The organism is Sinorhizobium prairiense (assembly GCF_029201645.2).
Taxonomy (GTDB): Bacteria; Pseudomonadota; Alphaproteobacteria; order Rhizobiales; family Rhizobiaceae; genus Sinorhizobium; species Sinorhizobium meliloti_A.
In genome coordinates this window covers 209,071-235,369 of the sequence record NZ_CP104130.1, presented here as the reverse complement: position 1 = coordinate 235,369, position 26,299 = coordinate 209,071, and the positions used below count along the sequence as shown (strand labels likewise).

Here is a 26,299-nt window from a genome sequence, read left to right as displayed (position 1 = left end):
GGAGCCATCCTAAGGGATGAATACAAGAAGCCATCGCAAACATATACGCGCTCAGGGTTGCCGCTGATGGGGCCTTGGCTCTAGCTCCAAGAAATCCCGGATCTGAGTTGCAACGCGTTCGATGTCTTCCGATGCATCAACCCGACCAAGAAGTGCTTTTTGCTCATAGAATGGCGACAACGCCGCCGTCGCGCGCACAAACTCTTCCACTCGTTTCTTCAGGACCTCCGGGCTGTCATCCGAACGCGGCGGCGCGCCTGTGGCGCGCGACTCTTCGGCTCTTTTGGCAATCCGCTCTTCAAGGAGGCTTAGAGGAACATCGAACAGGATGACGTGATCGAGTGGCACCTGCATGCTCTGGAGCATGCTGCTCCAGAGCGCCTGCCTGTGCAACTGTTCGCGGAAAACCGTCCAGAATGAATCCCTGGCCGGGCTCTTTGTCGATTAGCCGCTCCTCCACGAGGCTTACGACAACTTGGTCTGGAACAAGTCTCCCTCATCGACCGCCGCTTTCGCTTTTTCGGCCGAGCGGGGTTTCCGCCTTGATTGCATTGCGCAGGAGATCACCTGTGGAGATGTGCAAGAGGCCGTAATCTCGCACGAGGCGCTCAGCCTGCGTGCCTTTGCCGGCACCGGGAGGCCCGAGAAGAACGAGGTTCACCATAGTCAAATCCCCCTGCACATGTATTTGCTCTCCATTGCCGACGGCCTTCATGTTTCGACAAGCAGCGGCTCAAGCACCCGTCTTGCCACATCTCCGAAAGGCACTGGCCGCCGCACCATGCGGTCGACATTCACATGGATGAAATAGCCCTCGGCCGCCGCGGTCTCGTCATCGTTGCGGAAGAGGCCAATCTCATAGCGGACTGACGACGTTCCGAGCCTGGCGACACGGATGCCGGCGGCAACCACGTCCGGGAAGGCCATTTCCGTATGGTAGCGGCACCCTGTTTCGACGACGAGGAAGATCTCTGCTCCCCCTTTGATGTCCAGCGCACCGCTTTCGATGAGGAAGCCATTCACCGCGCTGTCGAAGAGGCTGTAGTGGACGACATTGTTCATATGCCCGTATGCGTCGTTGTCCGACCAGCGCGTTCCGATATACCGAAACACCTTGTAGTCGAATCGCCTGCCGGGTCCCGTGCGTTCAGTCATCACCAAGCCGCCTTGTAGATGGAGAGGGCATCCGCCTCGGTCACGTCCCGGGGATTGTTCACGAGCAGCCGTGTCTGCTTCATCGCATCGCGCGCCATTCCGGCGAGGTGCTCTTCGCCGATGCCCACGTCGCGCAACCGAGGCTGCAGCCCGAGGCTCGTCGACAGTTCGGCTAGACGCTCGACAAATCCCGCGCAACGTTCTTGGAAGTTCTGTTCAGAAGAGAGAGCCGGAAAGGCATCAGCGGCGATTTCGGCGTAGACGGAGGCGGCCACCGGCGCGTTGAAGCGCAAGACATGCGGAAGCACGAGCGCATTGGAAAGCCCGTGCGGAATATGGAAGGTCCCGCCGATCGGATAGGCGAGCGCATGCACGGCGGCGACCGGCGAATTGGCGAAAGCCTGGCCCGCCAGCATGGCGCCGAGGAGCATCGCCCCGCGCGCCGCCCGATCTTTCCCGTCGAAGACCGCCTTCTCGATATTCGCGCCCAGCAACTGGAGCGCCTGCCGGGCCAGCATCCTGGAGAGCGGATTGTTGTTCGCGTTTCTGGAAGCATAGGCCTCGATGGCATGCACCATTGCGTCGATGCCGGTGGCGGCCGTGATCGGCGGCGGAAGCCCAAGGGTCAGATCTGCATCGAGGATCGCGACGTCAGGCAGGATGATCGGCGATGAAACGCCGCGTTTCTCATCACCACCCACCGTGATGATCGAGACCGGCGTCACCTCCGAGCCCGTTCCGGCCGTCGTTGGCACGAGCGCCAACGGCAGCCGAGGTCCCTTGGCGTTGCCGACGCCCCATGCGCCATCGATATCTTCGCCCGAGCCGCAGAGGAGCGCCACGATCTTCGCCACATCCAGCGACGAACCGCCGCCGAAGCCGATCACGCCTGTCACGCCCGCAGCTTTCGCCACCTCTACCGCGGCCTCGACCGTCGTCAGCGACGGGTCGGCCTCGACCGCATCGAATAGGGTGACCGCAATTCCCGATCCCGAGAGGGAGGCGAGCGCGGCGTCGCACAGGCCAAGCCTTCTGAGACCGCCATCGGTGACGAACAGGATGTGCTCGCCAAATTTGGGGCCGAGCAGTCCGCCAATCTGGGCCGCGGCGCCGGGGCGGAAGACGACCTGACTTGTCGTACTGAACACAAATTGATTCATGGTTCTCTCCTGTGCCTTTCCTACGTCACGCCGCAGGCAGGCTTTCGCGAAGTTTGACCCGCAAGATTTTTCCCGATCCCGTTCGCGGGATCTCTGCCACGACGTAGACGCGGTCGGGAACTTTGTAAGGAGAAAGACGCGCCTTGCAGTGCCGGATCAGATCCTCCTGATCGAAGGCCTGCCCTTCCTTGACGACGACACAGGCGACGGGGACCTCTCCCAACATGGCGTGAGGCATCCCGATCACCGCGCAGTCCATGACCGTGTCGTGCAGCAGAAGGATCGTCTCCTCGACCTCGGCCGGCGCGATGTTCTGCCCTCCGCGGATGATCAGTTCCTTGAGGCGGCCGGTGATCGTGAGGAAACCGTTGAGATCGGACTTTGCGAGATCGCCGGTATGATACCATCCGTCGACGACGGCTTTTTCCGTCTCCAGCGGCTTATTGTGATAACCCTGCATCAGGTTCGGACCTTTGCAGATCAGTTCGCCCTCCACTCCCGCCGGCACATCAACACCCGTTTTCGGGTCGACCAGACGGACCGTGAGGCCCGGGACCGGCAGCCCGCAGGAACCAGGAACACGCCATTTCCCGGGCCAGTTCATGGTCACCATCGTCGATGTTTCGGTGATGCCGTAACCATCCAGAAGCGGAACGTCGAAAAACGCTTCAAAGTCGCTGTTCAGCGTTCCCGGCATGATCGCCCCCGCGGAGACGCAAAGGCGGACGGATGAAAGCAGCCTTTCTCCGCTGGCCTGGCAGGCCGACAGGAAATAGTGGAAGACCGTCGGGACCCCCGGCATGAACGTAAAGCGGCCCGTCCTAAGCAGTTCCGTCGCCTGAGAGGTCGAGAACTTCTCCATGATATATTCGCTCGCGCCCGTCGCGATGATGGAGAGAACCGCGATGTTGAGGGCATAGGAGTGGTAGAGCGGCAGGGTGTTGAGCACGATGTCGTTCTCGTTCAACCCTGCGATCGGCGCCCAGCATGCCGCCGCCACCCAGAGCATGGAGCGCACCGACAGCAGGACGCCCTTGGGCTGGCCCGTTGTGCCGGATGTATAAACAATGAACGCCGCGCGATCGATGTCCTGGTCATCCTCGAATGCATCCGCCCGCCCCGCCGCGCCAAAGCCGGTCTCCTCGTTCGCGGCAATCACGACGGGCGGTTTGTCAGAGCGCTGCAGCAGCGCGTCCACCACAGGTTGCTTTTCCGTCGGCATGATCAGGAACACGCATTCCGCATCGCCGATGCGGTAGGCGATTTCGGCCTCGGTCGCCTCGATGCTCACCGGAACTGCGGTCCCTCCCGCCCGCACGACGGCAAGGCAAGCGACGACCCAGTTCACTGAATTCGGCAGAAAGATCGCGACGGCCTGGCCCTTCCTGAGACCCAGCGCAACCAGGCGGGACGCGAGCTCGTCGGTCTCACGGTCCAGGGCGTCATAGGAAACCGACCGCCTCCTGTCCTCGAAGGCCGTTTTCCCGGGATACAGGCGCGCATTCCGTCGAAGGATTGCTCCAACCGGCGCGATAAGCTCGAAGTGTATCATGTTATCCTCCCGCTCCTCCGGTTAGACCATGCAAAAACCGCCGTTGACACTGATCACTTGGCCGGTCACCCAGGACGATGCCTCGGACGCCAGGAAGGTCACCATCGGCGCCACGTCATCGGGCCTGCCGATGCGGCGCAAAGGATAGGCCTTCACGATCTTCTCACGGTTCTTCTCGAGAAACTCCGGATCGGAATGGGAGGTCTCGATCAGGCCGAGCGAAACCGTGTTGACCGTGATGTTGTTTCGGCCGAATTCACGGGCCAGCGATTTGCCGAGCGCGATCGTGCCACCACGCGCGGCCGCGGCGAGCGCGAGATTGGCTTCCCCAATGCGGGAACTGTCCCCGACGAGATTGATGATGCGGCCGGAATTCTGGCCGATCATCAGCGGTGCAACGGCGTGGCAGCAATTGATCGCGCCGTAGAGGCACACATCGATCTGCTTCTTCCATTCTTCAGGGGTCGAGTCTACAAACCGCTGATATTTGACATATCCGGCATTGTTGACCAGCACATCGACGGTGCCGAAGTCGTCCTTGACGGCGGCGACCATCGCCTTGACCTGATCGTTATCGCTGATATCGGCTTTGTACGCCCTCGCCTTTCCGCCGGCGGCCTTAATCGAAGCAACCACCGTCTCCGCCTCGGCCTGCGACCGGCTATAGTTCACGGCAACGATGGCGCCTTCCGCGGCGAAAGACCGGGCGATGTCTCCGCCGACATCCCTGCCGCCGCCGGTCACCAGCGCCACCTTGCCATTTAAATTGGTCTGCATTTCACGATCTCCTTGATAGGTCTGGCGGCTGCAGCGCAGCGCGATCTGTTGCGCCCCGTTCACGGGGGGCGATGTCGAGTCATTTTCCGAGAAATCGGGGCGGACGCTTGTCCTTGAAAGCCTGCCGGCCTTCGATGTAGTCGTGGCTCGCGCTTGCCTCGTCAATCAGCCTGTCGGCCGCTGCGTGATCCAGCGTCCCGCGCGCGCAACCGTTGAGAATGAACTTGGCGCCCGCAATCGTGAGGGGGGCGTTTTCCGCCAGCTCTGCGGCCCGGTCATGCGCGGCAGCCAAAGCGCTATCCGCAACCTGATCGATGAAGCCGATATCGAGAGCCTGCCCGGCATCGAAGCGCCGGGCCGAGAAGAGGATGCGCTTTGCTTCCGTCACCCCGACGAGCGCATAGAGTTTGCGAGTTGCGGAGACCCCGTAGACGATCGACAAGCGGGCCGCTGGAATTCCGAAGACCGCATTATTCTCCGCGATCCGGAAATCGCAGGACATGGCAAGATGCGCCGCACCACCGAGACAATATCCCCGCAGGGCAGCGATCGTCGGCTTGGACACCTGGTAGATCGCGTCTCCCGCGGCATCGACTGCAACCTCATAGGATTTGCTGTCCTCGAGCCCATCGCGCACCGCGTCAAACTCGCTGATGTCGGCGCCAGCCGAGAAATCGGCGCCGGCACCCGTCAGGATGATCGACCGCACCGACGGTTCCCGGTCGAAGGCGCCGAACAGCTCCGCGAGCTGCCGCCACATTGCATAGGTAACGGCATTTCTATGCCCGGGGCGGCTCAAGGTGACCACCGCAACCCCGCCGTTGCTTTCAACGAGAATATCGCTCATTTGCCTGCCCTCGGACTGCCGTTGGGATGCCGATACGCGCACCAGTCCCCTGCACGGAGATGCGCCCGGCGCCGTCGCCGGGCGCTGTTTGCGTCAGTTCTTCACGAGCGGGCACTGGCTTTCCGAAAGCGGCCGGAAAGCATCGTCGCCCGAAATGGTGGTGACGAGCTTCAGGATGTCCCACTCACCCTTGGATTCGGCCGGCGTCTTGACCTGATAGACATACATATCGTGCACCATCCGGCCATCCTCGCGGATTTTGCCGTTCGTTGCGAAGAAGTCGTTGATCGGCGTCTCGCGCATCTTCGCCATGACCTTCTGGGCATCCGTCGTGCCGGCAGCCTCGACGGCCTTCAGGTAGTGCATGGTCGAAGAGTAATCTCCTGCATCGCCCATATGAGGCGGGCGGCCGACGCGCTCTTCGAAACGCTTGGAAAACGCCCGCGTCGCATCATCGCGATCCCAGTAGAAGGCGCTCGTTAGGATCATGCCCTGCGCGGTCTCGAGGCCGAGCGAATGAACGTCGGTATCCCAGACGAGCAAGCCCGCAACCGTTTTGCCGGATGCCGCAAGACCGAACTCGGCCGCGGACTTCACCGCATTGACAAAGGTCGTACCGGATCCCGCCATGGCGACGACCTGCGCCGGCGAAGCCTGTGCCTGCAGCATGAAGGCGCTGTGATCGGAGGTCTCGATCGGATATCGCACGGAGCCGGAGACCTCGCCGCCATTGCCCTTGACGATCTGCGTCGCATCGGCCTCCAGCGCATGGCCGAACGCATAGTCGGCCGTCAGGAAGAACCAGTTCTTCAAGCCCTGCAAGATCAGCTGGTTGGCGGTTCCGTTCGCAAGCGCGTAGGTGTCGTAGGAATAATGGATGCTGTTGGGCGTGCAGCCGTCGTTCGTCAGGCGGGACGAGCCGGATCCATTGACGATCGCGATCCTGTCCTCATCCCTCGCGACCTGCGTGACTGCCAGCGCGATGCCGGAATTGATCAGGTTGTTGATCATTGTCACGCCTTGCGATTCATACCATTCGCGCGCCGTGGACACCGCCACTTCTGGCTTGTTCTGATGGTCGGCCACAACGACTTCGAGCGGCCGGTCGAGAACTTTGCCACCAAAATCCTCGACCGCCATCTTCACGGCGGTGATCGCCCCCTCGCCCGCCTCATGCGAGAACTGGCCGCTGACATCGGTCAGCACGCCGATGCGAACAGGCGCGCCATCCTGCGCCCCGGCGGATATGGTCATGGCTCCGACAGCCGCGACGCACGACATCAGCAAAAGTCTATTGTTCATTGCTCTTCCTCCCGATCTCGGCGCGCTGAGCTCCTCCCAGAACGCCATTGAAACTTGCGTTATCATACTATGGTTGCGCTGCGCCTCTTGAAGAGTTTGCGACACAACAGGCTTTATGCGGCAAGATAAGCAGACTTTTTCGCAAAGCACAAGCTTGCATTATTAGACTTTGTGTGTTTTCCTGATCATGCCGACACTGGACAGTGGGAAGGCGGGCGGCCCATTCGGCGCCTGCCCGGAGAATGAGAAAGTCGGCATTGGAGGAATCGTGCTGAACACCGCACCCATCATCGAGGCGCGCGCTTTGACGCGCTCCTTCGGCGGCTTCGTCGCCGTCAAGAATGTCGACCTGAAGATCCGCGCGGGCACGATCCATGCGCTGATCGGACCGAACGGCGCCGGCAAGAGCACCTTATTCAATCTCTTGACCAAGTTCCTGTCGCCGAGCGGTGGGCAGATCCTGTTCAAGGATCGCGACATAACGCAAATGGCGCCCGCCGACATCGCACGCATGGGTCTCGTGCGGTCGTTTCAGATTTCATCCGTCTTCCCGCACCTCAGCGCCCATGAGAATGTCCGGGTCGCACTGCAGGCCCGCGCAAAAGAAACATTTGCGTTCTGGCGTTCAAACGCGACACTCCGCCGTTTCGACGAGGAGGCGGCAAGATTACTCGACAGCGTCGGCCTTGCCGACCGGGCGCAGACAAAAGCCGCCGAACTGTCCTACGGGCGAAAACGTGCCCTCGAACTGGCAACCACATTGGCGCTCGACCCCGAGGTCCTGCTTCTCGACGAGCCGATGGCCGGCATGGGCACGGAGGACATCGGCCGGACGGCCGCCCTGATCCGCAGCGTCGGAAAGGGGCGAACGGTGCTGATGGTCGAACACAATCTCGGCGTCGTCTCCGACCTTTCGGACCGCATCACCGTATTGCGCCGCGGAGAGGTGATTGCGGAAGGGAATTACTCGGAGGTCTCCGCCGACAGCGAAGTCCGCAAGGCGTATATGGAAGGCAGCCATGGCTGAGGCACCCCTCCTCGACGTCAAGGGCCTGGAGGCTTGGTACGGCGAAAGCCATGTGCTGCATGGTATCGACTTCGACGTACGAAAAGGCGAAGTCGTCACGCTTATAGGCCGCAACGGCGCTGGCAAGACGACAACCTTGCGCAGTCTCATCGGCATTGTCGTGAAACGGCGCGGCGCCTGCATCTACAAGGGTGCGGACCTCCTGAAGATCGCACCGCATAAGGTTGCGCGCCTCGGCATTGGCTATGTACCGGAAGAACGCGGCATCTTCTCCTCGCTCAACGTTCTGGAAAACCTCTTGTTTCCGCCGGCATGGCAGGCAGGCGGTATAGCGAACGACGAGATTTACGCGCTCTTTCCGAACCTGAAAGGGCGGGACAGCACATCGGGAACCCGCCTTTCCGGTGGCGAACAGCAGATGCTAGCCATTGGCCGGATTCTCCGGACGGGCGCCGATTTTATCCTGCTCGACGAGCCGACCGAAGGCATCGCCCCCGTGATCATCGAAGAGATCGGCGCTGCCCTGCGCATCCTCAAGGAGCGCGGCATGACGATCATCCTGGTCGAGCAGAACCTCCGGTTTGCAGCCTCCATCGCGGATCGCCATTACGTCCTCGATCAGGGCAAGGTCGTCGATGAAATTCCAAACAACGCTCTCGACGCCAACATGGACCGGCTGAACAGATATCTCGGAGTCTGATCCATGACGCGCACCTTTCAGATAGGTAGAACCGATGACTGATATCTTCGGGGTTCCAATTGCCGTTCTACTCGGGCAACTGCTGCTCGGCTTGATCAACGGCTCCTTCTACGCTCTCCTGAGCCTCGGCCTCGCCATCATCTTCGGCATGCTGAACGTGATCAACTTCGCCCATGGCGCCTTCTACATGCTCGGCGGCTTCGCCGCCTGGCTGCTGCTGTCGGCCCTCGGTCTCGGCTACTGGGAAACACTCATGGCCGCTCCCCTGATGGTCGGGGCGCTGGGTGTCGTCGTGGAGCGGTTGTTTCTCAAGCGCCTCTACAGGGTCGACCACCTCTACAGCCTCCTTCTCACATTCGGCATCGCCCTGATGCTCGAAGGGCTCTTTCGGCATATCTTCGGCGCCGCGGGCAAGCCGTATCCGATACCGCCGTCACTGACAGGCGGCATCAATCTCGGCTTCATGTTCCTGCCGATGTACCGCGCCTGGGTGATCGCCGCCTCTCTTGCTGTCTGCATCGCCACGTGGCTGGCGATCGAACGAACCAAGCTCGGCGCCTACTTGCGGGCGGCGACAGAGAATCCAGGCCTGGTCCAGGCCTTCGGCATCAACGTTCCGCTCATGTTGACCTTGACCTACGCGTTCTGCGTCGGCCTTGCAGGCTTTGCCGGAGCGCTGGCGGCGCCGCTCTATCAGGTCAGCCCCGGCATGGGATCCAACGTCATCATCGTCGTCTTCGCGGTGGTCGTCATCGGCGGCATGGGATCGATCGGCGGCGCAATCGTCACCGCCCTGGCGCTTGGCGTCATCGAGGGGCTGACCAAAACATTCTATCCCGCGGCATCCTCCATTGCGGTGTTTGTGGTGATGGTACTTGTCATTCTCATCCGGCCGTCCGGCCTGTTCTCCCGCGAGGCTTGATCATGAACAGCACAACCATGATTTCTTCCCTTGAGGCCCCACGCCGGCTACGGACGACCGGAGGCTTCCTTCTCGCCCTCGCGGTCCTGCTGATGATAGGTGCGCCGCTGGCGATCTATCCGCTGTTCCTCATCAAGATCCTCTGTTTCGCGCTGTTCGCGGCTGCGTTCAACCTCGTTCTCGGATATGCGGGGCTTCTGTCGTTTGGTCACGCCGCCTTCTTCGGCGGCGCGGCTTACATCACCGCCCACGCCGCCAAGGTCTGGCAGCTTCCCGTTGAACTCGCCGTGCTCGCGGGAACTGCCTTTGCGGCGCTTCTCGGCCTTGCGTTCGGTACGCTCGCCATTCGCCGCCATGGCATCTACTTCGCGATGATCACACTCGCCCTCGCGCAGATGATCTATTTCATGGCGGTGCAGATGCCCTTCACCGGCGGCGAGGACGGCATCCAGGCCGTGCCGCGAGGTTATCTTCTCGGGATCGTCGATCTCCGCAACATCACCGCGATGTATTATACCGTCCTGGGCGGAACGGTCCTTGGGCTCGTGATCATCTGGCGGATGGTGAACTCGCCCTTTGGCCATATCCTTTCGGCCATTCGCGAGAACGAAACGCGCGTCACCTCTCTTGGCCTCAAGCCGGAACGCTACAAGCTGATCGCCTTCACGCTTTCCGCCGCGCTCTCCGGCTTCGCCGGCGCGCTGAAGGCGATTGCCTTCCAGCTCGCCTCCCTCGTGGACGTCACCTGGCACATGTCCGGCGAAGTCATTCTGATGACTCTTCTCGGCGGCATGGGCACGCTGATCGGCCCGATCGTCGGCGCCAGCATTGTTGTCGGGCTGGAGCACTTTCTTTCGACGAGCGGCCTGCCGATCACCTTCATCATCGGCCTGTTCTTCGTCGTGTGCGTGATGATGTTCAGGCGGGGAGTATTCGGCGAGCTGAAGGCGCTGCTTGAGCGTTCGAAGCCTTGAAGGAAGTCTTCTTATGCAAGCAAATTTACCGGGGCCGATTTTCGGCCCCGGTTTATTATAGGCTTTAGCTTGCGCGCCTTGCGCGGGACCCGAACAGGTATCCGATGGCTGCGGCCATGACGAGCTGAACAACGCTCGCCATATCCGGTGAAATGCGCCCTGGACCGTCAGCCGGCGGCGCAATGCTCGGAAGTAATCCTCCATAAATCGCCCACATCGCAACCACAACCGCGGCGAAAACGACGGCTGCGAGAACCGGCAGGCTGAGCGAATTACCGGCGGCTGGCGCTGGCGTGGGCGCGGCACGCATGCTCGAGGCGCCGGCAGCGTTCTCCCCGGCCGATGCGACGGCGGTCGCTTGCGTTCCGGGGGAGGTTCGCGCAACGGCATCAGCCGCGCTCTCGACCGATTGGCCGGCACCCTGGCGGGCAAGAATCTCCTCGGCAAACCGCTTGAAAAACTGCCCCGACATCTGTTTTGCGGTGGCGTCGATCAATCGCCCGCCGAGCTGCGAAAGCTTCCCGCCGATCTGAGCGTCGACCGTATAGTAAAGGACCGTTCCGCCTTCCACCGCCTCAAGACGAACGTCCGCTACACCCTTCGCAAATCCGGCCACGCCGCCCTGCCCTTCGCCGGTGATGCGATAACCGTTCGGCGGATCGAGGTCGGAAAGCGTTACCGCGCCCTGAAACCTGGCCTTCACCGGACCGACCTTAATGACTGCAACGGCCGACATTTCCGTTTCCGACGACTTCGTCAGTTCCTGGCATCCGGGGATGCAGACTTTTAGCACATCGACATCGTTCAAAGCGCTCCACACGTCCTCTTTGCTTGCAGGAATGTGCTGCTGGCCAGTCATGTCCATGGAACTTCCTCCTTATTCCTATCAAAAATCCGTCTTGCGCCGTGGCGGCTGGATTTCCTTGACAATCTTATTTTAAGTCTAATAATGCAAGTTAAATTTGGATTTCGCCATGGGAGTGGCAAGGCCGGGAGGAGCAGCAATGACAAGGCTGTACGTGCAGTACCGGAGCACTGTTGCGCCCACAGCGGGACAATACCCGGGTGCATCGGCCCTATGGGTGATGACGAAATGAAACCGGCACCTTTCGAGTATTTCGCCGCGACATCGACAGCCGAGGCTGCCGAGGCCCTCGCCGCTGCGAGTGGCGACGGCAAGATCATCGCGGGCGGCCAGAGCCTCATGCCGATGATCAACTTCCGTCTGGTAAAGCCCACGGTGCTGATCGACATCAACCGAATTGCCGGCCTCGATCGCATCGAAAAGCACGGTGAACGGCTGCGCATCGGCGCGACGGTGCGGCACCGCATGACCGCGACAGATGCACTCGTGCACCGGCACATCCCCATCCTTCGCGATGCCATGCATCACGTGGCGCACCTGACGGTCCGCAATCGCGGCACCTTCTGCGGCAGCGTCTGCCACGCGGACCCGGCCGCCGAAATGCCGATGATGACGCTCCTCCTAAACGGCATTGTGACCGCCCTCTCGATCAGAGGCGAGCGTCAGATCGCGGCCTCGGAGTTCTTCGTCGGCTCGCTGATGACAGCGCTTGAACAGGACGAGTTCGTCACAGCGATCGAAATCGACACGCTCCCGCCCGAAACGGGCTGGGGGTTTGAAGAGTTCTCGCGGCGCGACGGCGATTTTGCCCTGGCCTGCGTTGCGACCACATTGCGGATCATCGATGGCGTCGCACGTGACGTCCGGTTCGGCATGATGGGGGTCGGGGAGACGCCGCTACGCCTGCCGGACATCGAAACGCTGATCGAAGGCCAGGCGATCTCGGAGACATTGTTGCAGGACGTTTCGGAAGCCCTTAAGGAGCTCCTGCATCCCAATACCGATATCCATGCATCCGCCGACTATCGCAGGCACCTGGCCGGCGCGCTTGCACGGCGTGCGCTGCGCGACGCCTGGGCGCGGGCAACCCTTCGCAAGGACGGTGCAAATGCCTGAAAAGAAGATCACCCTGAGCGTCAGCGTGAACGGCATGGTCCACACCGCGACGGTTGAACCACGCATGCTGCTTAGCGATTTCCTGCGTCATGAGCTTGGCCTCACGGGAACGCATGTCGGCTGTGAGCACGGCGTCTGCGGCGCGTGCACCGTTCTTCTCGACGGCCGGAGCGCGCGGTCGTGCCTGACGCTCGCCGTCCAGGCCGACGGCGTAGAGATCGAGACGGTCGAGGGACAGGGAAGCATCGAACGGCTCGGCCGTATCCAGGAAGCGTTCCGGCAACACCACGCCCTGCAATGCGGCTTCTGCACGCCCGGCTTCATCATGGCGATCACCGACATGCTGCGCCACCATCCCCTCGAAAGCGACGATCAGATCCGCGAGGCGCTCTCCGGCAACATCTGTCGCTGCACGGGCTATGAACACATCGTCAACGCCGTGCGGGAGCTGGCGAAAGAAAGAGGGCCTTTGACATGAAGATGCATTTTCTCGCCGGCGGCCGGCTGCGCATGCGCCGCTCCATCTTCGTGCCCGGCGTGGCGAAGGAAGAGACGATCGAACTGCCCGTCCATGCGACCCTGATAAGGCACCCGAAGGGGAACGTGCTTTTCGATACCGGCTGCAACCCTGACGCTGCCACGGATCCGCAAGCCCGCTGGGGCGGGCTGGCCAAGGTAATGGCGCCGATATTCAATCAGGAGCAGACGGTTGTCCGGCAACTCGCAACCCTCGGTCTTGAGGCCGATGACATCGACGTCGTGATCTGCTCGCATCTGCATCCCGACCATTGCGGCTGCAATCAGTATTTTCGCCGCGCGACGATCCTTTGCCATGAGGCCGAAGTCGCCGCTGCAAGGGCCGACAGCGCCGAGAACCAGGGCTATCTGAAACCGGAATGGGACCAACCGCAAGGCTTTCAGACCTTCGGCGCGGAGCACGACGTCTTCGGCGACGGGCGCATTGTCCTCCTTCCCATGCCAGGTCATACGCCCGGCACGACCGTCGCGCATGTATCGCTTCAGGAAAGCGGCACCTTCGTCCTCGCCTCTGACGCCGCGCCCCTTCAGGCCAATATGGATGCGGGTGTCGCGCCGCGAAACACGTGGAACATGGAGCTCGCCGCGGCGGCGCTCGCGCGCTTGAAGGCCCTCCGGGACAAGGGCGCGACCATCGTCTGCGGACATGACGATGCGCAGTGGCAGGCCCTGCGGAAGGGCGCGGAGTTTTACGAATGAGCCTGCACGACCATTCCGTCGAACTCCGCCCCAAGCTTGTCGGCAAACGGGTGAAGCGCACCGAAGACCCGCGGCTGCTTGCAGGCGTGGGCCAATATGTCGACGACATGGCGCCGGCCGGAATGCTGCATGTCGCGCTACGCCGCTCCGACCAGCCGCATGCCCGCATCCTCAACATCGATGTCGGCGAGGCATTCTCCGTTCCCGGGGTCATCGCCATCTACGACGCAACGGATCTGGAAAACGAGGTCAGGCCGGCGATCCCCACCTCCCGCATGCCCGACTATTACGCCACGCCCATCTGGCCGCTGGCGCGCAACAAGGTGCGCTATGTCGGCGAACCCGTCGTCGCCGTCGTCGCGGAAAGCCGCTACGCTGCCGAGGACGCGCTGGAGCATATCGCCGTCGACTACGAGCCTTTGCCCTTCGCGATCCGGCAGGTCGACGCGGTCAAGGACGACGCCCCGCTGCTCCACGAGGAAGCCGGCACGAACACGATCATCCGGCGGGAATTCAAGCGCGGCGACGTCGATGCCGCATTCGAGAGCGCCGCGGTGACCGTCAAGGGCCGGTTCCGGATGACGCGCAAGACGGCCGTTGCCATGGAGAATCGATCCTACCTTGCCGAATGGGATCCGCGAAAGCAGGCGCTGACGCTATACACCTCGTCGAACATCCCCGGCGTCATCCGGGATGTCCTGTCCGGATGCCTCGACTTGCCCGGCACGCGCCTGCGGGTCATCGCGCCGGATGTCGGCGGCAGTTTTGGCGGGAAAGGGTCATTGTATGGAGAGGAGATCCTTGTTTGCGCCCTTGCTCGCAAGCTTAAGCGTCCGGTCAAGTTCATCAGCGATCGCCTGGAAGACCTGTCCGCGACCAGCCAGGGTTTCGATGAACTGATAGAAGCCGAGCTCGCCGTCACGGAGGACGGGATGCTGATCGGGCTCAGGGCCGACGTCATCGGCGATGTCGGCGCCTATTCGATCTATCCCTGGACCGCTGCCCTCGAAACCGTGCAGGTGGTGAGTTTCCTGCCCGGTCCTTACAGGATGGAGCATTACCGCGGCCGTATCCGAGGTGTTCTCACCCCCAAGCCGCCGACCGGACCCTATCGCGGCGTCGGCCGGCCATCCTCGACATTCGCGATGGAACGCCTGATCGACATGGCGGCGCGCAAGCTTTGCATGGACCCAGTCGAATTTCGCCGCAAGAACCTCGTCAACGCCGAAGAGTTCCCCTATCGGACCGCCTCCGGCATCATCTGGGACAAGTCGGCGTTTCAGGAGTGCCTGGCAGGCGCCTGCGCGCATGTCGACTATCCCAACCTCCTGCTCGAAAGGGATGAGGCACGGCGGAATGGACGCTGGGTCGGTATCGGCCTTGCAAGCTATGCGGAACTGACCGGCATCGGCTCGCGCATCTCCGTCGCTCCCGGCATGCCCATCAACACCGGCACGGAAACCTCGAAAATCGAGATCGATGCGACGGGTGCGATCACCGCCGCCTTCGGCATCGCCTCGCACGGACAGGGACTTGAGACCACCCTTGCTCAGGTGATCGTCGACGAACTCGGCTGCAAGCTCGAGGATATCGAGGTCAAGCATGGCGACAGCGCGCTGGTGCCGATGTCCAGCGGCACCTATGCCAGCCGCTCGGCGGTTCTCGGCGGTGGCGCGGCAACCCTCGCCGCACGCGTCGTCAAGGGCAAGGTGTTGCGCGCTGCCGCCTATCTTATGGAGCAGAGCATCGACGACCTCGACATACATAACGGCATCGTCATCAGCCGGATCTCGAACCGCACGATGACGCTCAAAGAGATCGCAGCGGCCGTCTATTCGCAGATGGGGCGCATTCCGCGCGATCAGCGCGAGGATCTTGCCGCATCGGAGACCTATGATCCCTATCTCGGCACCGCCTGTTCATCCACCCACCTCGCCATGGTCGAGGTCGACCCCGAAACCTATGGCGTCAAGGTCCTGCGCTATGTGGTCGCCGAGGATTGCGGCAAAATCATTAATCCAATGATCGTCGATGGCCAGGTGCAGGGCGCGGTGGCGCAGGGCATCGGCGCGGCTCTTCTGGAGGAAATCGTGCACGACGACCAGGGCCAGGCCGTAGCGGCAAGCCTTGCGGACTACCTCGTTCCGGTGGCGACCAATGTGCCTGATATCGGCATTGTGCATATTGAGGCGGATTTGCCCAACAATGTGGGCGGGTTCCGCGGCATGGGCGAAGGAGGCACGATCGGCGCGCCGGCGACAATCGCAAACGCCGTGTCCGACGCGCTTTCCCACCTCGGCGTCTCGGTGGAAACGCTTCCCGTCACACCTGAGCGGATATTCCAGATGCTGCAGGCGCGCCGTGATCCCGCTGCTGCCGTCACAGATTGAACGGATATCGCAGAATGTAGTCTGTATCCTTCACCGTGATCCGCTTCTTACATTCGGAGCAAACGACGATTGCCGAAAAGTCCTGCCCGCAGGTCTTGTGGCGCAGGCGCATCGGAGGTTTGCCCTCCGCAAGCCAGCGGTCTCCCCAGGCCATCATCACCAGCATCGGCTTATAGAGATCGAGCCCCATTTCGGTAAAGCGATACTCGAACCGTTCGCTTGAACCATAGGGAACCTTGCGAAACACCTCGGCCTGCACGAGGCGCGCAAGGCGGTCGGCAAGGATGTTCGTGGCTATGCCAAGGTTCTCCCGCATCTCCTCGAAGCGGCGGACACCAAACCAGCCCTCCCGCAAGATCAGGAAGCTCCATCTGTCGCCGATGATCCCCAGCGTCCGCGCGACAGAACAGGGCCGCACCCGTTCCAGGAGCGTTGGATCGGAACTGCGGCGCGAAGTCGGGCGCGTATCGACGGGAGCGTAACCCGCGCCAGGCCCATCGCGGGGAGCGACCTCTCGCGCCGTGAACGGCTCCAGGCACTCGCCGCAAACAGTGACCGGACGGCAGGCGCAGCCGCAACTCTTGTGAATCAACTGCAGGGGCGGCTCGCTGCCGCCCGCCAACCATTTGTCGCCGAACTCCATCAGAGACAGCATGGTCGGGAAGAGATCCTTTCCTCGCTCCGTCAGGAAATATTGCTGCCCGGGCTCGTTGGGCCGCCGTCCCACACTCATGATTTCGTTTGCGACCAGGGCGGACAAGCGCGACGACAAGGTCTGCCGCGGAATGCCCAGTCTCTGCTGGAACTTATCGAACCGACGGACCCCGAAATACGCTTCGCGAAGAATGAGGAAGTTCCACGTATCGAGGACGATCTCCATCGTACGCCGGACGGATGACTGCCGCTGCAGCGGCACCGGCTTCGACCCATTGGAGGGCTCAGGGATCAGCGTGTCTTTATTCAACATTCAGAGAGTACCCGGTCGCATCATCAGAAAGCAGTCATGCATCCGGCTATAAGTTAGGTCAAGAAGTCTAATAATGAAAGTACGCGATGGAGGATTGGCCAAACCGAATTGTAACGAGCCCAGCAAACAACAATGTCCAAGGTGCCCTTAAAGGTTCAGGTTTCCAGGGCCAATGAGAACCGGCTTCAGCGCCCAAAAAATGCAGAAGACCGCCGCTACGGCAGCAACCGCGCCGAGTGCGGGTCGGAGATTCGAACTCTGCAGGAGTCGCAACACCGCGAAAACAAGCATCAACGCGAAGCTGGTCGGCAGCGCCGAGGCGCGCCAAGAGTTCTGAATATCCATCGCAGGTGTCCAAACATAGGACTCTTCGATTGGGATATTCCAGAGATGCGGGCAGGATCAGTACGAGGAAGGCGAGTGCCGCGGCGACAGAAACCAATTCAACGAAGCGCGTGTTTCGCCCTTCAATGCGATAACCGGCGCCGTCATGCGCATGTGTTCCTGCCGTTGAAAGGCGACGGCCGGACCAAGCATGGCAAGCCAGAGGAACGAGATTGAGGCCAGTTCGTCCGACCAAACCAGCGGCACGTGGAATACGTACCGAGCGACGACGGCTGACAACAGCAGAAGAATTTCGAAAAGCACTAGAAGTGCTACCGGTATCTCTAGTCGCTTTACAAAGGCGTTCTCTATCCTGCGTGCCATTGCAGCAGGTTCGACGTCCTCGCAACAACATCTTCGATGGTTCCGGGAACAGTCATAATGGCCTCCCCATTCGGCCAAGCCTGCTCGTTTGCGTGCCAACGCAACGCAGTCGTGTATTCCTCACCGATCTATCCTCCCACGTGTTCGCTCGGCGCGGCACATGCTTCCTGTGGGAAAGCCGATCAGCTTCCATAGTGTTGTCTGAGGTGCGTTTCAACGAACTCCGCGCGCGTGCTCCTCCGCCCGCAGGGAGAAGCTATGAGGTCATGATGGCAAGCCCTTCTTTTGGCGGGCTGAATGAAGCCGTGAATCGGAATATTTAGGACCCGAGGTCGAGGGCTCTTAGAGATCGAAAGTCCGGGGCCAGAGAATAGACCTCGAGCAGATCGACGAATGTTTCCCACTGCCTGGTGTGCACAACCGGGCCTAATATGTTTGGAAAAAATATGCTGGGAGCCGACGAGACGTGCCGTTTAATAAGCCCTGTTGGGCAGGTAGGAAAGACATCCGACGACGATGTCCGGTGCTGGCGAGCAATGTTGCCCTTCGGCGCTTTTGTTGCGAACTTCCGCCCTCCACCCTTTTGCGACCATGGGAATCGCACCTCAAGCGGTCACTCGAGGGTAATTTACCTTCGCAGAAATGGTAAGATGGCTGACGATCTGAAAAAGGAGCTCTTTGTTTTTCAGTAAATAGCGTGGCAATGAACACTATGTCGCCGAATCTTCTGCGCTGACCGCGTTCGGAAATGCGGGGTCTTAGGAGCGATCGGTCTCTATCGCCGGCCGGTGATACGAGACCGGCATGCGTCGTACCGATCTCGAAAACTGAGCTGAGCTCTCAAAAAGGCCAGAACCCGGCAAGGTAGGTCGCGGTGTCGTTTAGCCAAACTATCGTGTCCTGATACCAGGCGACGACGGTCTCATAAACCGCCTGGACGATGGCCAGGAACAGCACAACCACGGCGATCCCGCCAAAGGCCTTACCGAACCATTCGTCGCCTTTGGGATCGTTAGTCTGAATGACGTATTGTTGCCGATTATCGTTAAGCATGTGCCTTTAACGGTCCCGATCGTCGCGGTCGCGTTCCCTCTGTTCCGTCTGCTCCCGCTCAATCTCCTCGAGCCGAGGAATGTGCTGTTGTGCGGGATCAGTCCGTGTAGTTTCGCCGCTACGCTGCGCGGCTTCCCGCTCCTTACTTAGACGATCTTGCAGCCGATTTGTAGCATCGACCGTCGAAGCGAGCTCGTGAGCCTCGCGCGCGTCATTGTCGCTCGGCTGCCGATTTTCCTCCTCACCCCGCAAATCGCGCTGCTGCTCGTCGATGGTCTCACCGCTCGGTGCCTTGTCCTTCGCCTCCTCCGGACGATCAGATTTATTTTCGGCCTGGTCTATCGCCCGCTGTAAATCGGGGTCCTGCTCGGCAACTTCTCGGATATAGCTGTTTCCTTCAACAGCCAATTGCGCGGCTCGCTCCATCGCCTGTTTAAGACCGTCCTCGAATGCCGCCTTGGAACTGGCAGCGAACTCTCCGCCTTCGATCCGATCGAGCCCTTCTCTGTAGTGCTCGATTTCGATTATTGCTTCGTTGCCGGCCTCGACGACTGCCTTGCCGTGTTTAACGACCGCGGCATCCCACATCTCGTTCACTGGATCACGCGGCTCTTCGTCATTCTGCTCCGACAATGCCTCCTTACGCTGCTCGTAGAGATCGACCAGCTCGCGCTTCTGGTTGACGAAATCGCGGGCCAAGCTGGCTACTTCGTCAAAGTCTGCCCGATCCTCTGGGGCAACGGTGCGCTCCAGCTTGAACAAGGCCGTCTCCACCTTCTTCTCATAAGTCTCAAACTCTGTTCGTGAAGTTTCGCGCAATTCCTGACCCTCCAAAACCATTTCCTGCAATGTAACCAAATTGGCGCGGAACTTCGATCCGAAATCCGCATGAATGACACTGGCGCTGGTTTGCGTCTGCACCGCTGAAAACCCGGTTTCTAAGTATGCTCTATGCTCTGTAGCATAGGCTACCGCCTGACGATCACCAGCCACCACCGCAATCTTCTGCCATGTTTCCTGAGCCATTTTGGCGTATTGCCGACTCCTGTCGCTTTTGGCGAGCGTGCGTCGGCCGCTACGCTTGGCGTCATATCTCGCCTCCGCAGCCTCGCTCGTCCCGACATGCTCTGTGCGGCCTTCGCGGCTCACTGGCCGGACCTGGGTGCGCGTGAATGCCGGCGGGCTGGCAAACTCGCGCCGGTCGGTCATTTCCATCTCAATGCCGTGATCCCGCGCCTTCTCTGCCATGACGGATCGCCATTCCCGAAACACGGCAGGCGTCGTCTCGATGCGATCACCTGAATCCGATTTCATCGCCACGATGGCATGGGCATGCACGTGCGGCCGCTTATCGCTGCTCGTGCACCGTCGACATCGTCGGCGCGTTCGCTGACAGACCCTGCATTGAGCGGATCAGCCGGCCGAGCTTCAGCTGAGGCCGGCGTTACAGGTCCTTCATTCGAGTTGAACAGATGCGGCGCCGCATCTTCCACTTCGCGGGCCAAAGTCTTGAGATCTGTGTCTCCCCAGATTGAGTTCGTCTGGGCTTTTGGCTGTCGTCGCCCTGACTTGAATTCGACAACGAATCTCCGTTGTGGCGTCTTCATCTATTTTCGATCCTAGGCAAACCTTGAGAAAGCCAACGCCGATTGGCGCCGCTGCATTCCTGCAGGCGCACCAATACAGCCCTTCCTTGCGCGCTTCAACCGCTCGCCAGCCTCGCAGCCGGCGCGCCTTCCACCCGACAAGAGCGGGGGAACAGCAGGGCTTCGTTCGCCGCGACAATGCCAAATGGGGAGCAAATATAAGCGTCTGGCGCAACACGGGAGGACGCCGAAGAGACTGTCCCCCGCGAATTTCCGGTCCTTGTTAGTTCAGACCCAGCCTCTTGCGCAGTTCCGCATTTTCCGCTCGCAATTTTTCCGCCAGTTTCTTGCGGAGCCTCTGGTTTTCCTCTTCGAGCTGGACAAGATCTGCCAACTCATCGCCGGCCGGGATGGGCTTGGTGCCCTTCGTGCCCTTTTTTTCCACGGGCTTGGCAGCACCTTTCCACTGATAGTAGGTCTGCTCCGATATGCCGGCGCTCTTGATAGCGTCCTTGAGGGTGCTGCCTCCGGTGACTTGCGTCTCGATCAGCTTGAGCTTCTCGCCCTTCTCTTGTTCGCTATACCCTCTGCGTTTAGCGGCCGGCGCCTTTGATTGAGCTGGAACAGGCTCGGCAGCCGCCTTCGGACGCCGTGGCGACCTCTGCTTCTTAGCCGTCGGTGCTTTCACTTCTGCGTCCGTCGCCCCAGCCACAGCAACTGGTGCCGCATTACTCTCGTCAGCCATCAGCAATTCCCTCCTTTAGTGATCGTCTGTTTTCGGCCGAGTGCACCACAGAGTCAACACAACCATCATGGTTCTGCTTTACGGATGGTTGAATTTGCTTGTTCCTGGCTGGCGATCGACGCTGAGGCTCCCCGCTCTCACGTGAAATAAACGGCGACCTGCTTACCACCACCGCCCAACTTGACGCACGTGGCGACCCATACGGTTCGGCGCGAGCGCGAACGGTATGGATGCCGCAGGGCACCTCCTCCTAGAGATCACGCCGCCGTCACGGCAAGCGCGATCGTCAACGTCAGTTGCTTGGCCCTCTACTTCCCGTTTTTCGACCGACGCACTTTGGACACGCAATACGGAGCTGAAGCGCTCGCCGCAAAGCTCATCAACGCCTATCAAGCAGGGATTCGCGACGACCTGGGCTTGAGTATTGTCGCGGGGCTGTCCTGAGAATGCAGCGCGCCCAGCGGCGAGTACACACTGAGCCGATCGATGGATGCCTGCTCAGCAGGCTCTCGCACTCTTTTAAGTGAGTGGCGGCGGCGAGGCCGTCGCCACCAGGCAAAGATGACGCAAGTGCACGCTTATCGGGAGCGCCGCCAAGCTCACGATACGTCGAATCGCTCGAGCATCTTCTTAAGCTGACCGTTCTGCAGCTGAAGCTTTTGAGCGAGGTGGATCCTCAGCATTTTGATTTCTTCATCGAGTGTTGCCGCTTCATGGAAGAACAAGTCACGTGAAGACGAGGGCTGCAAGCTTTGATGGGGCTTTGGGGCGACAGCGCTCTGCGCAGTCGACTCGCCGTTGGCGCTCTTACCACGTTCTCGACGCTTCACCCGCGGTTTGCCACGCGACTTTGTGCTTGCCGCGCTTTTTGGAACCATTGAATTCGCTTCGGCACCTGAATGGTCGACGTCATGACGCGCAGTTGTTTGAGCCTCTTCAGCATCAATCGCCTGTTTTAGCGCCTGCGCGACATCGTCATCGCCTTTCGCCTTATCCGATGCCATCGACCCGTGATCAACCGAGACTTCCTCATCATGAGCAGGTGGGCTGGCAGCGACCCTCAAACTCAGCCGAAGTGCGGGCGTATGCTCCGCTTCGCTCTCGAAAGCCTTGGAATCGGCGCTATTCCCGATCGAACTCTGTTGCGCTTTCGCCGACGGTCGCCGCGACGTCAGTTGGGCAAGGAATTTCCACGGTGTTTTCATAATCCCACCTTGAGCAAGCCGGACGGAGATTCTGTTGAGCTATTGTTTCCCGCCCGATCATCCTTTGTGACCGGGATAGGTTCGAAGCCTGTTTTCGCCCGAGCGAAAGACGGGTTAACAAGCCGCCTATCGGCAGAGGCGCCCTTCAACACCTTATCACGGCGAGAGCGGAATCCATGGGAAACCTCATGTGATTTGCAAGGTTTGCACAACTTCGTTCTCAGGACCGATGCGCCGGCGTTCCTTCATGGTCCCATGTGCTTCGAGTAGCCGACAACGCCCCGTGAGCGTCCGGTGAGCTGGTTTTGTTAAGGAGCTTATGTGGCGCAAGTTACCTCACAGATGATTCATTTGTGACGTAACAAGGTATGGTGGCCAAGGTTGAGATCCTAACGGATGCTGAACGACAGCGCCGATATCCTCCCCGCCGAGGCGCGCCAGCTCGGGCATGAGGCCATGATCTCCGATGGCGAGGCGGTCGTGCTCGACGAGAAGGGGCGATCCAACTTCGGTGCGTTGCAGCGTGCGCTTGCTCACTCTTCGATGATGCCGTACGGCCCGTAGGCGGCGCGCCAAAGTGCGCCGTAGCGCTTCTGCCGCCCCATTGCGATTTCGCCTTTGGCGTTAAACGTACCGCTTGCGATCTCCGCCTCGCGGAACTCGAAGCCTTCCGGCAGGACGATGCGCGCGCGATGGGGGGCGCCGGTCAAAGGATTCCTGATCGGCTCGAGTTCGAGTTCGAGATGGCCGTCTATGCGAAAGCCGCCGGTGCGCTTCTCTATGTCGCTGTGAAACTCGATCGGGGCGAAAATTGGCTCGAGCTCTTGGGCGATGGTGGAGCCATAAATATTGAAAACGGTCGTCGGCTCCTGTTCCTTGCCGCCGAGGATGGTGAACAGGGCATCGATCTGCGCCTGGTTCGCATTGGCATCGAAGAACCCGCGTACGACGCCGCCGCCCTCATGCACGGGACCAGGCCAGCGATAGACGGCGGCAAACTTCAGCCCATCGAGCCGCAGATCGCCGAACCATCCCTCTTCGATAAACATGCATTCGAGGCCTTCGCACAGGCCCTCTGTCGGCTTGCCGTTGAATTCGCACGGGCAGCCGTAATCGCAACTGCACGATGCGATCTTGGGGCCCTTGATCGCCCAATCAACATAGGCCATGGCAACATCCCCGATTTTTCCCGTAGAGGCAGAATGTATCAGATACTGCTTCGACCGGCCAGGAACGCCGTGACTGTCCAGCGGATCGCTGAAGCGCTTGCAAGCCGCCGGACTGTTTTCCGATAGCTTTGGCGTCGCCAACTCGACGCTTCATAAAGGGATCTTATCTGGTATTTGTATCATTATCTCCGGACCGCCACCTTCATCCCTACGAACGGTGCGGCAGGAGGCACCTGTCGAAGAGCGAATACAGTGTAAGCGTGGCTTGATGACCGCCTACCGGGGCTGCCGTGGAGTGGGATAGTGTCCACCAAGTGCTAAGTGGACACTATGGCGGTATCTAATGTCGGGAATAAGCGAAGCGACGAAGCGCGGTCGACGAAACTGGTCGCTGGAAGACAAATGGCGAATTGTTGAGGAAGCGCAGTTTCCGGGCAATTCGGTAGCGGAGGTGGCGCGCCGGCGCGGGGTCAACAGCAACTTGCTTTTCCGTTGGATGCGGGCAGCCGAGGCTGGACAACTCGGTCACCGGCCGGCTTCCCTTGTGCTTCTGCCGAAACCCACCCTGGACTTCATTCCGATCGGCGTATTTGGACGAGGCGATGACGAAGGGCCTGCTATGACAATACCGGTCGCCCCCTCTGTGACCGTTCCTCCGGCGGAGAGTTCGGCGCGGCCCAAATCGGTGTTGCCAGCCAAGGGGCCGTCATTGGACGAGCGCCCCGGCGTCATCGAAATCGATCTTGCCAATGGCGTTCGCGTTCGAGTTGACGCCTTTGTCAACGAGAAGGCTTTGCGGCGTGTTCTTGCAGCGCTGGGTGAGACGTCGTGATCCAGATTGCCGCTGGGACGAAGGTGTACCTGGCCTGCCGGCCGGTCGACATGCGCCGTGGGTTCGATGGTCTGTCGGCGGACGTGGTCAACACATTGAATGCCGATCCTTACAGTGGCCATCTCTTTCTCTTTCGGGGAAGAGAGGCGACTATTTGAAAGCGCTTTATTGGGACGGAACCGGGATGTGCCTTTTTGCCAAGCGACTGGAGCAGGGCAAGTTCGTCTGGCCGTCGATCGTGGATGGTGTTCTGCAGATGTCGGCAGCCCAGCTTGCTCTCCTCGTCGAAGGGATGGACTGGCGGCGAACGCGGATGCCTGACCCTCTGCCAAAGCCGGCGATGGCGTAATAACGCCTTGTTTTTACGAACAAAACCGTAGATGGACCTGGCCTCCTGTGCTACAGAGGCGCATGTCTCTTGCTGCTTCCGACCCGCTTGCCGAACTGGAGGAACTGCGTGCGCTGACCGCGCAGTTGCAGGCGGAGCTTTATGCCAAGAATCTCTATATTGAGAAGCTGAAAGCGCAGCTTGCCACCTTGAAGCGGGCGCGTTTTGGCCGCTCGTCAGAGAAACTCGATCGTCTGATCGAGCAGCTCGAACTGACGATCACCGACCTCGAAGAAAGTGAGGCGCAGGCGGACGTCGAACAGGCACAAGACCGTTCATCGGTCTCGCCGCCCGCAGTCGCCGCGAAGACCAAGTCGCCCCTGGGCCGCAAACCCTTACCAGCCCATCTGCCGAGCGAGACGATTACCCATCCACCAGTCTGTTCCTGCCCGAAGTGCGGCGGGACCGTCTTCAGCAAGATCGGCACGGATGAACGCGAAGTGCTGGAGTATGTGCCTTCGCACTTCAAGCGGGTCGTGCATCTTCGCCCGAAGATGAGCTGCCGGGCCTGCGAGACGATCGTTCAGGCGCCGATGCCATCGCTGCCTATTGAACGTGGCCGTCCTGGTCCCAACCTGCTCGCCCACGTTCTGGTTTCCAAATACTGCGACCATCTTCCCCTGCATCGCCAGAGCGACATCTATGCTCGAGAAGGCATCGACCTTGATCGCTCGACGCTTGCCGGGTGGGTCGGGGCGATGGCGGCGCTGCTCAAGATCCTGAGTGACAGGATCGGCGCCCATGTCCGGGCAGGCGAAACGGTGCATGCCGACGATACACCCGTTCCGGTTCTTGATCCCGGACGCGGGAAGACCAAAACCGGCCGCCTTTGGACGGTCGTACGCGACGAGCGGCCGTGGGGATCGACCGCACCGCCCGCTGCTTTCTATGCCTACTCTCAAGATCGCAAGGGAGAACGTGCCCATCAACTGCTGTCGGAATGTCGCGGCTTTCTGCATGCAGACGCCTATGCAGGCTTTGACAAGCTGTATGAGCCCGATGAACTCACTGGGCAAACACGACTGACGCAGGTGACCTGTTGGGCACACGCACGTCGCGATCTGTACAATGAATTCCTGCGCAACCGCTCGCCGGCAGCCGAGCGAGCGTTGAACCTGATATCGGATCTGTTTGCGATCGAGGCAGAGGTCAACGGCTCGGACCCACAGATGCGGTTCGCCACTCGGCAGGCCAGATCCCTTCCCGTGCTGGAAACGCTGAAACGCCATCTCGATACCACCCTTGCACGCATCAGCGGCAAGAGCGAGTTCGCAAAGGCAATCCGCTATATCACGTCGCGCTGGCAGGCGTTTACCGTCTACGCGACCGACGGGCGCCTTGAGATGAGTAACAATGCCGCCGAGCGAGCGATCCGCCCGTTGGCCCTCGGAAGAAAGAATTATCTCTTCAGCGGCTCAGACGCTGGCGGTGAACGAGCCGCCGTCATCTACACCATCATCGAGACCTGCAAAATGGGCGGCATCAACCCGCAGGTTTATCTCGCCGACATCATCAATCGCATCGCCGATCACCCAGCAAACAGGATCGACGAACTTCTTCCTTGGAAGTGGTCTCCTCAATCATAGTGTCCACCTAATTCCACAGTGGACACTATCCAATTCC

Annotated in this window: 25 protein-coding genes and 5 pseudogenes; 13 read left to right on the top strand and 17 right to left on the bottom strand. The window is 60.5% G+C overall.

Features of this window, described 5'->3' with window-relative positions; translation table 11 throughout:
- Positions 1-51 precede the first annotated feature (51 nt).
- The 8 genes and pseudogenes from N0Q91_RS01155 to N0Q91_RS01120 form a co-directional block, all read right to left on the bottom strand.
- Positions 52-366, bottom strand: coding sequence for an adenylate kinase family protein (locus N0Q91_RS01155; protein ID WP_275596351.1), 315 nt, complete (start codon positions 364-366; stop codon positions 52-54).
- Positions 299-664 (bottom strand): annotated as a pseudogene (locus N0Q91_RS01150) (adenylate kinase family protein). The gene N0Q91_RS01155 and the pseudogene N0Q91_RS01150 overlap by 68 nt, the downstream one beginning before the upstream one ends.
- 47 nt (positions 665-711) lie before the next feature.
- Positions 712-1,155 carry an acyl-CoA thioesterase gene (locus N0Q91_RS01145; RefSeq protein WP_275596350.1) on the bottom strand — a complete coding sequence of 148 codons (444 nt, stop codon included), beginning with the start codon at positions 1,153-1,155 and terminating at the stop codon, positions 712-714.
- On the bottom strand, positions 1,155-2,315 hold the full coding sequence (locus N0Q91_RS01140) for an iron-containing alcohol dehydrogenase (protein ID WP_275596349.1): 1,161 nt from the start codon (positions 2,313-2,315) through the stop codon (positions 1,155-1,157). Before N0Q91_RS01140 ends, N0Q91_RS01145 begins: the two co-directional genes overlap by 1 nt.
- A 25-nt stretch (positions 2,316-2,340) precedes the next feature.
- The gene (locus tag N0Q91_RS01135; RefSeq protein WP_275596348.1) at positions 2,341-3,867 is read right to left on the bottom strand and encodes a class I adenylate-forming enzyme family protein; all 1,527 of its coding nucleotides are present in this window, start codon (positions 3,865-3,867) and stop codon (positions 2,341-2,343) included.
- Between the two features lie 21 nt (positions 3,868-3,888).
- Positions 3,889-4,644, bottom strand: a complete 756-nt coding sequence (locus tag N0Q91_RS01130) for an SDR family NAD(P)-dependent oxidoreductase (protein ID WP_275596347.1) — start codon at positions 4,642-4,644, stop codon at positions 3,889-3,891.
- Between the two features lie 79 nt (positions 4,645-4,723).
- Positions 4,724-5,491, bottom strand: a complete 768-nt coding sequence (locus tag N0Q91_RS01125) for an enoyl-CoA hydratase-related protein (protein ID WP_275596346.1) — start codon at positions 5,489-5,491, stop codon at positions 4,724-4,726.
- Between the two features lie 93 nt (positions 5,492-5,584).
- A complete protein-coding gene (locus tag N0Q91_RS01120) occupies positions 5,585-6,793 on the bottom strand; it encodes an ABC transporter substrate-binding protein (protein WP_275596345.1) in 1,209 nt (402 codons plus the stop codon).
- A gap of 268 nt (positions 6,794-7,061) precedes the next feature.
- Between N0Q91_RS01120 and N0Q91_RS01115 the strand changes: the two genes are divergently transcribed.
- From N0Q91_RS01115 to N0Q91_RS01100, 4 genes are read left to right on the top strand one after another with little or no spacing between them, the layout of a single operon-like run.
- The gene (locus N0Q91_RS01115) at positions 7,062-7,820 is read left to right on the top strand and encodes an ABC transporter ATP-binding protein (protein ID WP_275596344.1); all 759 of its coding nucleotides are present in this window, start codon (positions 7,062-7,064) and stop codon (positions 7,818-7,820) included.
- Entirely contained in the window at positions 7,813-8,520 is a 708-nt protein-coding gene (locus N0Q91_RS01110; RefSeq protein ID WP_275596343.1) for an ABC transporter ATP-binding protein, read from the top strand. The genes N0Q91_RS01115 and N0Q91_RS01110 overlap by 8 nt, the downstream gene beginning before the upstream one ends.
- 34 nt (positions 8,521-8,554) lie before the next feature.
- Entirely contained in the window at positions 8,555-9,442 is an 888-nt protein-coding gene (locus tag N0Q91_RS01105; protein WP_275596342.1) for a branched-chain amino acid ABC transporter permease, read from the top strand.
- A gap of 2 nt (positions 9,443-9,444) precedes the next feature.
- Positions 9,445-10,416, top strand: coding sequence for a branched-chain amino acid ABC transporter permease (locus tag N0Q91_RS01100; protein ID WP_275596341.1), 972 nt, complete (start codon positions 9,445-9,447; stop codon positions 10,414-10,416).
- A 64-nt stretch (positions 10,417-10,480) separates the two neighbouring features.
- On the opposite strand, the gene N0Q91_RS01095 is transcribed toward N0Q91_RS01100, so the two are convergent.
- The gene (locus N0Q91_RS01095; RefSeq protein ID WP_275596340.1) at positions 10,481-11,281 is read right to left on the bottom strand and encodes an SRPBCC family protein; all 801 of its coding nucleotides are present in this window, start codon (positions 11,279-11,281) and stop codon (positions 10,481-10,483) included.
- Between the two features lie 228 nt (positions 11,282-11,509).
- On the opposite strand from N0Q91_RS01095, the gene N0Q91_RS01090 reads away from it, so the two are divergent.
- From N0Q91_RS01090 to N0Q91_RS01075, 4 genes are read left to right on the top strand one after another with little or no spacing between them, the layout of a single operon-like run.
- Positions 11,510-12,397 (top strand): FAD binding domain-containing protein, encoded by an 888-nt coding sequence (locus tag N0Q91_RS01090; RefSeq protein WP_275596339.1) that lies wholly within the window; start codon positions 11,510-11,512, stop codon positions 12,395-12,397.
- Entirely contained in the window at positions 12,390-12,875 is a 486-nt protein-coding gene (locus tag N0Q91_RS01085) for a (2Fe-2S)-binding protein (protein ID WP_275596338.1), read from the top strand. The genes N0Q91_RS01090 and N0Q91_RS01085 overlap by 8 nt, the downstream gene beginning before the upstream one ends.
- Entirely contained in the window at positions 12,872-13,633 is a 762-nt protein-coding gene (locus N0Q91_RS01080) for an N-acyl homoserine lactonase family protein (RefSeq protein ID WP_275596337.1), read from the top strand. The genes N0Q91_RS01085 and N0Q91_RS01080 overlap by 4 nt, the downstream gene beginning before the upstream one ends.
- Entirely contained in the window at positions 13,630-16,023 is a 2,394-nt protein-coding gene (locus N0Q91_RS01075; RefSeq protein WP_275596336.1) for a xanthine dehydrogenase family protein molybdopterin-binding subunit, read from the top strand. The genes N0Q91_RS01080 and N0Q91_RS01075 overlap by 4 nt, the downstream gene beginning before the upstream one ends.
- Here the strand turns inward: N0Q91_RS01075 and N0Q91_RS01070 are convergent.
- From N0Q91_RS01070 to N0Q91_RS01045, 6 genes and pseudogenes are all read right to left on the bottom strand, one after another.
- The gene (locus tag N0Q91_RS01070) at positions 16,013-16,990 is read right to left on the bottom strand and encodes a winged helix-turn-helix transcriptional regulator (RefSeq protein ID WP_085026239.1); all 978 of its coding nucleotides are present in this window, start codon (positions 16,988-16,990) and stop codon (positions 16,013-16,015) included. The two genes, N0Q91_RS01075 and N0Q91_RS01070, sit on opposite strands and share 11 nt — an antisense overlap.
- A 402-nt stretch (positions 16,991-17,392) precedes the next feature.
- Complete coding sequence (locus N0Q91_RS01065) at positions 17,393-17,698, bottom strand: TRAP transporter small permease (protein ID WP_275596335.1); 306 nt, start codon at positions 17,696-17,698, stop codon at positions 17,393-17,395.
- Positions 17,699-18,538: 840 nt separating this feature from the next.
- Positions 18,539-18,751 carry a hypothetical protein gene (locus tag N0Q91_RS01060; RefSeq protein ID WP_275596334.1) on the bottom strand — a complete coding sequence of 71 codons (213 nt, stop codon included), beginning with the start codon at positions 18,749-18,751 and terminating at the stop codon, positions 18,539-18,541.
- Between the two features lie 6 nt (positions 18,752-18,757).
- A pseudogene (locus tag N0Q91_RS01055) lies at positions 18,758-20,101 on the bottom strand (conjugal transfer protein TraA); the annotation flags it as partial.
- A pseudogene (locus N0Q91_RS01050) lies at positions 20,101-20,358 on the bottom strand (hypothetical protein); the annotation flags it as partial. The pseudogenes N0Q91_RS01055 and N0Q91_RS01050, both read right to left, overlap by 1 nt.
- Before the next feature lie 262 nt (positions 20,359-20,620).
- The gene (locus N0Q91_RS01045) at positions 20,621-21,082 is read right to left on the bottom strand and encodes a transposase (protein ID WP_275596333.1); all 462 of its coding nucleotides are present in this window, start codon (positions 21,080-21,082) and stop codon (positions 20,621-20,623) included.
- 300 nt (positions 21,083-21,382) lie between these two features.
- Here N0Q91_RS01045 and N0Q91_RS01040 point away from each other — a divergent pair, with 300 nt between their 5' ends.
- On the top strand, positions 21,383-21,526 hold the full coding sequence (locus tag N0Q91_RS01040; protein ID WP_275596332.1) for a hypothetical protein: 144 nt from the start codon (positions 21,383-21,385) through the stop codon (positions 21,524-21,526).
- 155 nt (positions 21,527-21,681) lie between these two features.
- Here N0Q91_RS01040 and N0Q91_RS01035 read toward each other — a convergent pair whose 3' ends face one another.
- Positions 21,682-22,287, bottom strand: a complete 606-nt coding sequence (locus N0Q91_RS01035; RefSeq protein WP_275596331.1) for a hypothetical protein — start codon at positions 22,285-22,287, stop codon at positions 21,682-21,684.
- Between the two features lie 420 nt (positions 22,288-22,707).
- Between N0Q91_RS01035 and N0Q91_RS01030 the strand changes: the two are divergent.
- Positions 22,708-22,818 (top strand): annotated as a pseudogene (locus N0Q91_RS01030) (non-homologous end-joining DNA ligase); the annotation flags it as partial.
- 2 nt (positions 22,819-22,820) lie between these two features.
- On the opposite strand, the gene N0Q91_RS01025 reads toward N0Q91_RS01030, so the two are convergent.
- Complete coding sequence (locus N0Q91_RS01025) at positions 22,821-23,456, bottom strand: DUF1326 domain-containing protein (protein WP_275596330.1); 636 nt, start codon at positions 23,454-23,456, stop codon at positions 22,821-22,823.
- A gap of 343 nt (positions 23,457-23,799) precedes the next feature.
- Between N0Q91_RS01025 and tnpA the strand changes: the two genes are divergently transcribed.
- The 3 genes and pseudogenes from tnpA (at position 23,800) to tnpC (ending at position 26,262) form a co-directional block, all read left to right on the top strand.
- Entirely contained in the window at positions 23,800-24,288 is a 489-nt protein-coding gene (tnpA, locus tag N0Q91_RS01020; RefSeq protein ID WP_132082159.1) for an IS66-like element accessory protein TnpA, read from the top strand.
- Positions 24,285-24,637 (top strand): annotated as a pseudogene (gene tnpB / locus N0Q91_RS01015) (IS66 family insertion sequence element accessory protein TnpB). Before tnpA ends, tnpB begins: the two are co-directional and overlap by 4 nt.
- Positions 24,638-24,699: 62 nt before the next feature.
- On the top strand, positions 24,700-26,262 hold the full coding sequence (gene tnpC, locus N0Q91_RS01010) for an IS66 family transposase (protein WP_132082155.1): 1,563 nt from the start codon (positions 24,700-24,702) through the stop codon (positions 26,260-26,262).
- Positions 26,263-26,299 lie beyond the last annotated feature (37 nt).

What these genes read in the sequence shown, in the direction of transcription:
- N0Q91_RS01095 (WP_275596340.1), bottom strand. Translation starts at nt 11,281, where the DNA reads ATGGACATGACTGGCCAGCAGCACATTCCTGCAAGCAAAGAGGACGTG.
- N0Q91_RS01085 (WP_275596338.1), top strand. Translation starts at nt 12,390, where the DNA reads ATGCCTGAAAAGAAGATCACCCTGAGCGTCAGCGTGAACGGCATGGTC.
- tnpA (WP_132082159.1), top strand. Translation starts at nt 23,800, where the DNA reads ATGTCGGGAATAAGCGAAGCGACGAAGCGCGGTCGACGAAACTGGTCG.
- N0Q91_RS01110 (WP_275596343.1), top strand. Translation starts at nt 7,813, where the DNA reads ATGGCTGAGGCACCCCTCCTCGACGTCAAGGGCCTGGAGGCTTGGTAC.
- N0Q91_RS01045 (WP_275596333.1), bottom strand. Translation starts at nt 21,082, where the DNA reads ATGGCTGACGAGAGTAATGCGGCACCAGTTGCTGTGGCTGGGGCGACG.
- N0Q91_RS01105 (WP_275596342.1), top strand. Translation starts at nt 8,555, where the DNA reads ATGACTGATATCTTCGGGGTTCCAATTGCCGTTCTACTCGGGCAACTG.
- N0Q91_RS01145 (WP_275596350.1), bottom strand. Translation starts at nt 1,155, where the DNA reads ATGACTGAACGCACGGGACCCGGCAGGCGATTCGACTACAAGGTGTTT.
- N0Q91_RS01090 (WP_275596339.1), top strand. Translation starts at nt 11,510, where the DNA reads ATGAAACCGGCACCTTTCGAGTATTTCGCCGCGACATCGACAGCCGAG.
- N0Q91_RS01130 (WP_275596347.1), bottom strand. Translation starts at nt 4,644, where the DNA reads ATGCAGACCAATTTAAATGGCAAGGTGGCGCTGGTGACCGGCGGCGGC.
- N0Q91_RS01065 (WP_275596335.1), bottom strand. Translation starts at nt 17,698, where the DNA reads ATGGCACGCAGGATAGAGAACGCCTTTGTAAAGCGACTAGAGATACCG.
- N0Q91_RS01075 (WP_275596336.1), top strand. Translation starts at nt 13,630, where the DNA reads ATGAGCCTGCACGACCATTCCGTCGAACTCCGCCCCAAGCTTGTCGGC.
- N0Q91_RS01135 (WP_275596348.1), bottom strand. Translation starts at nt 3,867, where the DNA reads ATGATACACTTCGAGCTTATCGCGCCGGTTGGAGCAATCCTTCGACGG.
- N0Q91_RS01100 (WP_275596341.1), top strand. Translation starts at nt 9,445, where the DNA reads ATGAACAGCACAACCATGATTTCTTCCCTTGAGGCCCCACGCCGGCTA.
- N0Q91_RS01120 (WP_275596345.1), bottom strand. Translation starts at nt 6,793, where the DNA reads ATGAACAATAGACTTTTGCTGATGTCGTGCGTCGCGGCTGTCGGAGCC.
- N0Q91_RS01070 (WP_085026239.1), bottom strand. Translation starts at nt 16,990, where the DNA reads ATGTTGAATAAAGACACGCTGATCCCTGAGCCCTCCAATGGGTCGAAG.
- N0Q91_RS01155 (WP_275596351.1), bottom strand. Translation starts at nt 366, where the DNA reads ATGCTCCAGAGCATGCAGGTGCCACTCGATCACGTCATCCTGTTCGAT.
- N0Q91_RS01080 (WP_275596337.1), top strand. Translation starts at nt 12,872, where the DNA reads ATGAAGATGCATTTTCTCGCCGGCGGCCGGCTGCGCATGCGCCGCTCC.
- N0Q91_RS01140 (WP_275596349.1), bottom strand. Translation starts at nt 2,315, where the DNA reads ATGAATCAATTTGTGTTCAGTACGACAAGTCAGGTCGTCTTCCGCCCC.
- N0Q91_RS01125 (WP_275596346.1), bottom strand. Translation starts at nt 5,491, where the DNA reads ATGAGCGATATTCTCGTTGAAAGCAACGGCGGGGTTGCGGTGGTCACC.
- N0Q91_RS01035 (WP_275596331.1), bottom strand. Translation starts at nt 22,287, where the DNA reads ATGAAAACACCGTGGAAATTCCTTGCCCAACTGACGTCGCGGCGACCG.
- tnpC (WP_132082155.1), top strand. Translation starts at nt 24,700, where the DNA reads ATGTCTCTTGCTGCTTCCGACCCGCTTGCCGAACTGGAGGAACTGCGT.
- N0Q91_RS01025 (WP_275596330.1), bottom strand. Translation starts at nt 23,456, where the DNA reads ATGGCCTATGTTGATTGGGCGATCAAGGGCCCCAAGATCGCATCGTGC.
- N0Q91_RS01060 (WP_275596334.1), bottom strand. Translation starts at nt 18,751, where the DNA reads ATGCTTAACGATAATCGGCAACAATACGTCATTCAGACTAACGATCCC.